Source organism: Streptomyces sp. NPDC002835, assembly GCF_053591995.1.
Genome location: NZ_JBSFUW010000090.1, coordinates 1 through 7,014, shown reverse-complemented (window position 1 = coordinate 7,014; position 7,014 = coordinate 1). Strand labels below are relative to the sequence as shown.

Genomic DNA, 7,014 nt, shown 5'->3' with positions numbered 1-7,014 from the left:
TGATCGACGGCGTCCACCAACTGGTCAAGGCGCCCATCGTGCTGGTGTGGGACCGGCTGAACACCCACGTCTCCCACGCCATGCGTGAGCTGATCACCGAGCGTGAATGGCTGACGGTATTCCTGCTGCCCGCCTACTCGCCCCACCTCAACCCCGTCGAGGGGGTGTGGGCGCACGTAAAGCGCAGCCTGGCCAACCTCGCCGTACTCGCCCTCGACCGACTCGAAGCCCACGTACGCAACCGGCTCAAGCGCCTTCAGTACCGGCCCGACACCCTCGACGGCTTCATAGCCGACACCAGCCTGACCCCCGACGATCCAGAGTCACCCTGAAAAGCCGAAGTCAGTAACGCAGCGGCGTTGACGACCTAGCTTTTACGGAAGGCGTCGATCACGCGGGCGTAGCTGTCGCCCCCGTGTCCGGCGGCCACCATCTGACGCATCAACTCCAGGTGCAGTTCGGGCAGTCGGGGGTCGATGCCCCGGTCGGCCCCGGCGTGCAGCAGGTGGCCGATCGCGGCGACCTGCACGTCGATGGTGGCGTCGTGGCCGGGGTACTCGCCCGCGTCGATCTGCTCGGCGTACCCGGTCATGAACCAGGACACCGTCTTCAGCCAGCGGCAGGCGATCGTCGTGAAGTCCCTCGCCGCGACCCCGTCCGCGCCGGCCAGCGCGGTGGCGTGCAGCCAGCCGCCGAAGACGGACCACATGAGGCCGAGCAGCCCGGAGTCGTACAGCGAGGCGAGCCCCGCGTCCGTCCCGAGGTCGACGGGGTCGCCGAGGACGGCCAGGGTGTCGCGGTGCGCGGCCAGGACCTCGGGGGCGCCGCTGTAGAGGAACATGTGGGCGCTGTCGCCGACGCCGGGCGGGGTCGTCATGATGCCGCCGTCGAGGTACGCGATCCCCTGCCCGGCCGCCCACTTCGCCTCCTCGCGCGCCTGCTCGGGCGAGCCTGAGGTGAGGTTGACCAGGGCCTTGCCGCGCAGCGACTCCTTTACGGGGCCGAGGAGTTCGCGTACGGCCGGGTAGTCGAGGACGCACACCAGGACCAGGTCGCTCGTGGCGACGGCCTCGGCGACCGTCTCCGCGCGGACCGCGCCCCGGGCGACGAGGGGCCCGGCCTTCTCGGGACTGCGGTTCCAGACGGTCGTGGTGTGCCCGGCGTCCAGGAGGGCACCGGCGAGCGCCGCGCCCATCTGTCCCAGACCGATGACGGTGACGTTCTGTGCGTTCATGAGTGACAACTCCTTGTCTGTGGCGGTCCTTGAACAAGATCCACACTCGCAGGAGCGGAAGGGGCGTGACAGTGGCAGGACTGACCATGTACGCAAAATTCCTGCCACGGGGCCGGGTTAGGATCGGTGAATGAGCGCAGGTGTCGTCGCCGTGGCCGTCGTCCCCGACCCTCGCTCGGGGGTCTCCCTCTGGGAGCTGTTCGAACTCTCCATCGCCTGCACGGTGTTCGGCATCCCGCAGCCCGACCTGGCCGACCCCTGGTACGAGCTGAGGCTCTGCGGCAACGCCCCGGCCGGGGCAATCTCCCTGCGTACGGAGTACGGCCTGGACGCGCTCGTGGGCGCCGACACGGTCATCGTGCCGTCCGTGCCCGACGCGGTCGTCGAGGACGGCCAGGAGGTCCCGGCCGATCTGGTAGCAGCCCTGCGCGAAGCCGCCGCCTCTGGGGCCCGGATGGTCTCCCTATGCACCGGCGCCTTCGCGCTCGCCGCGGCCGGGCTCCTCGACGGCCGCCGGGCCACCGCGCACTGGAGTCACACCGCCCAGCTGGCGGCCCGCCACCCCAAGGTGGTCGTCGACGACTCGGTCCTCTACACCGACGAGGGCGGGGTCCTCACCAGCGCCGGGGCCACCGCCGCGCTCGACCTGTGCCTGCACCTGGTCCGCCGCGATCTGGGGGCCTCAGTCGCCAACCAGCTGGCGCGGCGCCTCGTCGTGCAGGCCCACCGCTCGGGCGGCCAGGCCCAGTTCATCGAGGCGCCGGTGCCCCGCGACGACGACGCGGGCCTGGCTCCCGTACTCCAGTGGGCGGCCGAGCGGCTGCACGAGCCGCTCACCGTCGACGACCTGGCGCGCCGGGCCGGGCTGAGCCCGCGCACCTTCTACCGGCGGCTGCGGGAGGCGACCGGCACGACGCCGCTGCAGTGGCTGTTGCAGCAGCGCATCGGCCGGGCACAGAGCCTGCTGGAGTCGACCGACCTGCCGGTGGAGCAGATCGGCGACCGCAGCGGCCTGGGCACGGCGGCGAACCTGCGCCACCACTTCACCCGGACGGTGGGGGTCTCCCCCACCGACTACCGCAAGTCGTTCAGGCCCCCGGGGCTACCTTCGTAATAGCGAGCTGGGGCTTGTACGCACGGAAGAGTGCGTGCAGGGGACCGGCACCGAGTCCTACCGCTACCAGGCCACCCAGGAACCCCTTCACCGGTCAGAGCTGACAACCCGCCCGGCAGCACGAAGGACTGGCCCCACCGATGGCTGGCTCTGCGCATAAGAAGCGGTTCTGACTCAGCTTTTGTTTGCGCCGTGAAGCGCCGTTGGTTCAGTGCTGGAGAGCGCAGTCATCCGCTGCCAGGTGCAGGTGACGAAGGGTTTCCAGTTCGGTGGTGGGGAAGGCGTGAAGGCGCCACTTCTGGAGGTAGCCGTCCTCGCCGTGGGTTCGCCGCACCTTCTCAGCAGCCACCAGAACCGCATGTGCCAGGGAGGTGCGAGGACGTGTGGACGTCCACACGAGGGTGCCCTTCCCGTCCGGTGCGTCGAAGCTCGTCGACATGTCCGGGAAGCGACGGATCGTGACGTGCACGTCGCTGTTTCGGCGACGAAGAATCCACCGTGCCTCTGCCGGTTCGAGGTCGAACGAGAACCGCTGGATGCCATGGGGGCCGTAGAGGCCCGTCACGCCTTTCAACAAGTCGGCGAGCGCGTTTGTGCAGTAGCTGACGATGTCCCGGTGCTTCGTCGAGCCGTCCCAGATCCTGCACGTCGCCCAGCCGGAGCCGCTCAGTTCCCAGCTGAAGTGCAAGGACCTCGTCATTGAATCCCCCTGTTCGTTTACGGACAACGCTACAGCGGTGCTGAAGACGTGGGACGGCCGGGTACGCCACTCATCCGTGCGTACCCAGTCGGCCTTCGCGGCTTCCGCGTGTAGTTCGGTGTCGCCGCTTTCGGGCATGTCGAACCAGTAGAAGTGGTCCACCGCGTTCACGTTGCGGAAATGCGTAACGATGGTGGTTCCCTGCGACAGCCGGCTGGACCAGTGCGTCAGTCACTCCGAGGAACCCAACGGGCTCGATCACGACCTGCTGTCGCAGTGCTCTCGCTTCGCGTGGGGCGGGCCCTGGCCACGACTTGCCAGGGAGGCAACCCGGGCCCGCGACCACACGCTATCGACGACACTGCCCCGGTCTTTTCGGACACTCCGCCCTGACCCGCCGGGTCACCCGCGGGCGAGCAATCGACTAGCCTGAACCGGTCTCCGCCTTGCCAAGATCCACCATTCAGGGGAAATGTCCATTTCAGTGAAACTACGTCAGAACGCCTCGACTGCTGAAAGAACGGCAGGTCAGGCAGTCTGCTCCCCGCACCCGCGGGGATGGTCCCGAGGTCCAGACCCTGACCGTGACCGGCGCCCCCTGCTCCCCGCACCCGCGGGGATGGTCCCGTCCGCACCCTCGTCCGCCGCAGCAACGAACTCTGCTCCCCGCACCCGCGGGGATGGTCCCGCCGACCCCAAGTCGCTCGCCATCGGAAGATTCTGCTCCCCGCACCCGCGGGGATGGTCCCGTCGGGGCGATCAGTCCGGTGCCGGAGATGACCTGCTCCCCGCACCCGCGGGGATGGTCCGTCTCCCCCTCGTGTTCCGGCATGTTCGGTTTCTGCTCCCCGCACCCGCGGGGATGGTCCCACCACCGCCCACGCGCTGCCCGAACAGCTCATCTGCTCCCCGCATTCGCAGGGTTCTTGGCCACCGATCAGAGCGCCGTTGACGTGATCTGAGCCCCGCGCCCCGTTATGCCGTGTCCGGCGAATCCTTCGGAACCTGGCTAACCTTGCGCTGTGGACCTCTACTTCGATCCGGTGCCTCTGCTCGGTGATGCGCGGGCAGCGTTCCAGGGGCAGTGGTCGGACCGGAAGTGGCTCAACGTGCCCGGACCGTTCTATGGGGCCGACACCGACAACTGCGGTACCGGCCGGATTCATGCCCCGGGGCTCGTGCTCTACGAGGGCGAGTACTTCACCGAGTACGTATGCCGGCAGCCACGGACGGCGGAGGAGCTTCAGCAACTGGTCGACGCAGCGGAGGCTGAGGCGTTCTCCGGCTACGGCTGTGACGGCGACGCGCACTGGACGCCGGCAGCGGTCCGGGAGTGGTGGCGCGAACGTGAGCGGATCAGGGAGTACCTGGTGGCCGGGCGAGCCGATTGGGAGGCCGACGACGCCCGGTCGGGGCAGGGTGTGGCCCCTGCTGTCGAGAACTACACCGCCTACCTGGACGGCGAGTTGGCTGCGCATCTGCGGGTCTATCTCTTCTGGCTCGACGAGCGACGCCCTCCCACGCTCGCGGACCGACTGCCGGAACTCTAGCTGTGGTGTCGGGTCAGTCGGAGTGGCGGATCATGGCGACGGTGGCCGTGCCGTGGTACATGTAGGCGCGTTCGTCCAGCGCGTCGCTACTGCGTTGGAAGCCCTGAGCCTGTCATCATCCGCCACTCCGTTGCGGTGCTTGTATGCAGCGTGGTCGGAGGCGGGCGGGCTGGTTTCGCCGCCGAGCGTGGCCGGCGAAGCCGAAGAGCTACTTCCCCGCACCCGCGGGGATGGTCCCATCACGTACCACGTGGCCGACATGACCGGGCACTGCTCCCCGCTCCCGCGGGGATGGCCCCGCCAATGTGGCCGGCCAGCTGTACCGCTCCTCCTGCCTCCCCGCATCCGCGAGGATGGCCCCTGGGCCCAGTTCGCCACAACTCGCTGCCCGCTCTGCTCCCCGCACCCGCGGGGATGGTCCCCGGCTCGTCGTCGTCCGTGACGGCGAGATCTGCTGCTCCCCGCACCTGCGGGGATGGCCCCTCTGATCGGCTCGCGTAGACACCGATGAGGTCCTGCTCCCCGCACCGGCGGGGATGGTCCCCATGACGGCTGGGTCGACGGGAAGAAGGGCGTCTGCTCCCCGCACCCGCGGGGATGGTCCCAGCAGCCCGTGCCGGTTACGGATCGACTTGGGCTGCTCCCCGCACCCGCGGGGATGGTCCCCCCGACGAACACGCCGAAGCCGCCCAGCTCATCTGCTCCCTGCACCCGCGGGGATGGTCCCCAAGGAACGATGAGATCGTCGTGCTCGTGATCGAGGAGATCGTCACCACCGGCCTTGCCCACATTGGAGCTTGGGGCGATTTTCAGGGACCGGCGAGACCCCAAGGATTGGAGCAGTGACAGATGGCCGACCCGTGCATGCCGTACTGGACCATTCGCCACATGGAGGTCGGGGAGGCGGTTACTGGGCAGACGTTCACCGTGTTCATTGCCGAGGACGACACCGAAGACGCCCACTACTTCGATCTGCAGCGCATGCTCGAAGAGCCGGGCCAGCAGGAGATCGATCTTGAACTGGACAGCTACTGCATCGTGAATGAGAGCGAGGGCGTCGATTACGGCGGCCTTGAAGAGGCAGCCCTGCTGCCAGGTCGGCTCATACTCCGGTTCCGGGCCGAGTCCATGGAAGAGCTGGAACTACCGCCCGAAGTCATCATCTTGGGGATCGATCCAGGCGTCGACATCCGTGAGCTCCGGACCGGCTTGAAGAAGGTGCTCACGTACGGGAACTCGCTGAAGGTCCCCGTTCTGCACCTCACGTGACCTGAGCGTGGGCTGAAGGTGATCACCTCACCACGACAGCGGTCTTCGTCGCGCCCAGATGAGGGTGGCTGCGCGGTGGAGTGCGGCCTGGTAGGCGATGGCCAGCTTGTCCGTTCGCATGGCCAGACCACGCCACTGCTTGAGCCGGTTGATGCAGCGTTCGACCGCGTTGTGCTGCTTGTATGTCTCGGCGTCGAAGGCGGGGGGTCGGCCTCCGTCACGGCCTTGCCGCAGACGGTGGCCGACCTGGTCGGACGGCTGGGGGATGACAGCGCGGATACCGCGCCGACGGAGGGACTCCGGATCGCGCGGGATGAATACGCGCGGTCCGGCAGGACGACCTCCTGTGGGCTCCAGAGCCGTGGCGACTCGCTACGACAAGAGAACCTACGTCTTCCACGGCACGGTCACTCTTGCGGCGATTCGGTTGTGGCTCCGCTACTGATGTCAGCCACCGCAGCGGATGCCCCGGTGGTTGCCTCAGTCGTCGGCGGCGACGATGAGCGTGATCCGCCCAGCCGAGCGGTCGATGAGCACGAACTCTTGGAAGTAGTCGTGCACGCGGCCCCAGTCATGAATCGCCTCATCACCGAGCTCGCTGAGGTAGTAGATGCCATCGGCTGCGGCCAGGCGTGCGAACACCTCCCGCTGCAGATCTGCCTCCAGCTCGGTGGGCACGTCCCAGAGCGGATCCACCCACTCCCGCAGGATCTGCACGGCCTTCTCCTGGCTGATGGACTCGTACAGGACGGGAGTGATCAACCGCAGCCAATACGGACCGTGCCGGGGCCCGTCCGGCAGCACTCCACCACCTGCATAGTCGTCCCGGAACTGCTCATGCCCAATCAGTGCGGCAAGCAGCCCTCTATCGTCCACCGACTCCGCAGAGAAGCGGAGCTGCTTGACGTCAACCCACCGAAACCCGTGCTCCTTCGGATCCCGGACGTAGTGTCGAAAGTTGATGAAGGCGTTTTCCTCGTGAGTGAGCCCGTGGTCCATGGCGCCAGCCTAGAAGGCAGGCAATGAGATCCTGCCGACTCACCAGACAGGCCCTAGTACTCCAGCAGGACTTTGGTGTCTGACCTGGGACGATGCCGGGCGGCTGGAGTGTAGCGGGCGGTAGTTAGTCAGGGGCGGTCTTGAAGAG

7 protein-coding genes, 1 pseudogene and 2 CRISPR repeat arrays are annotated in these 7,014 nt (G+C 67.6%); of the genes and pseudogenes, 4 read left to right on the top strand and 4 right to left on the bottom strand.

The annotated features are described in order from the left end of the window. A partial coding sequence (locus ACWD01_RS36805) for a transposase (RefSeq protein ID WP_451168262.1) occupies nucleotides 1–332 on the top strand: 332 nt, incomplete at its 5' end. A gap of 35 nt (nucleotides 333–367) precedes the next feature. Here ACWD01_RS36805 and ACWD01_RS36800 read toward each other — a convergent pair. Beyond that, nucleotides 368–1,243 (bottom strand): NAD(P)-dependent oxidoreductase, encoded by an 876-nt coding sequence (locus ACWD01_RS36800; RefSeq protein ID WP_451168260.1) that lies wholly within the window; start codon nucleotides 1,241–1,243, stop codon nucleotides 368–370. A 121-nt stretch (nucleotides 1,244–1,364) separates the two neighbouring features. Between ACWD01_RS36800 and ACWD01_RS36795 the strand changes: the two genes are divergently transcribed. After that, nucleotides 1,365–2,348: a helix-turn-helix domain-containing protein gene (locus ACWD01_RS36795; protein WP_451168258.1), complete on the top strand. Its 984-nt coding sequence runs from the start codon at nucleotides 1,365–1,367 to the stop codon at nucleotides 2,346–2,348. A 208-nt stretch (nucleotides 2,349–2,556) separates the two neighbouring features. Here ACWD01_RS36795 and ACWD01_RS36790 read toward each other — a convergent pair whose 3' ends face one another. After that, nucleotides 2,557–3,258 (bottom strand): hypothetical protein, encoded by a 702-nt coding sequence (locus ACWD01_RS36790; RefSeq protein ID WP_451168264.1) that lies wholly within the window; start codon nucleotides 3,256–3,258, stop codon nucleotides 2,557–2,559. Between the two features lie 327 nt (nucleotides 3,259–3,585). Continuing rightward, nucleotides 3,586–3,917: direct repeats of the CRISPR family, unit length 28 nt; unit sequence CTGCTCCCCGCACCCGCGGGGATGGTCC. Nucleotides 3,918–4,070: 153 nt separating this feature from the next. Here ACWD01_RS36790 and ACWD01_RS36785 point away from each other — a divergent pair. Both ACWD01_RS36785 and ACWD01_RS36780 read left to right on the top strand, forming a co-directional pair. Next, entirely contained in the window at nucleotides 4,071–4,598 is a 528-nt protein-coding gene (locus tag ACWD01_RS36785; protein WP_451168256.1) for a ferredoxin, read from the top strand. Between the two features lie 392 nt (nucleotides 4,599–4,990). Continuing rightward, nucleotides 4,991–5,324: a CRISPR direct-repeat array (repeat unit 28 nt; unit sequence CTGCTCCCCGCACCCGCGGGGATGGTCC). Between the two features lie 162 nt (nucleotides 5,325–5,486). After that, nucleotides 5,487–5,867: an Imm10 family immunity protein gene (locus tag ACWD01_RS36780; RefSeq protein ID WP_451168254.1), complete on the top strand. Its 381-nt coding sequence runs from the start codon at nucleotides 5,487–5,489 to the stop codon at nucleotides 5,865–5,867. A gap of 27 nt (nucleotides 5,868–5,894) precedes the next feature. Here the strand turns inward: ACWD01_RS36780 and ACWD01_RS36775 are convergent. Both ACWD01_RS36775 and ACWD01_RS36770 read right to left on the bottom strand, forming a co-directional pair. After that, nucleotides 5,895–6,211 (bottom strand): annotated as a pseudogene (locus ACWD01_RS36775) (transposase); the annotation flags it as partial. Between the two features lie 136 nt (nucleotides 6,212–6,347). Further along, nucleotides 6,348–6,866: a hypothetical protein gene (locus tag ACWD01_RS36770; RefSeq protein ID WP_451168252.1), complete on the bottom strand. Its 519-nt coding sequence runs from the start codon at nucleotides 6,864–6,866 to the stop codon at nucleotides 6,348–6,350. Between the last annotated feature and the right edge of the window lie 148 nt (nucleotides 6,867–7,014).

Coding starts and splice junctions, on each gene's coding strand:
- ACWD01_RS36795 (WP_451168258.1), top strand. CDS start 1,365: ATGAGCGCAGGTGTCGTCGCCGTGGCCGTCGTCCCCGACCCTCGCTCG.
- ACWD01_RS36780 (WP_451168254.1), top strand. CDS start 5,487: ATGGAGGTCGGGGAGGCGGTTACTGGGCAGACGTTCACCGTGTTCATT.
- ACWD01_RS36770 (WP_451168252.1), bottom strand. CDS start 6,866: ATGGACCACGGGCTCACTCACGAGGAAAACGCCTTCATCAACTTTCGA.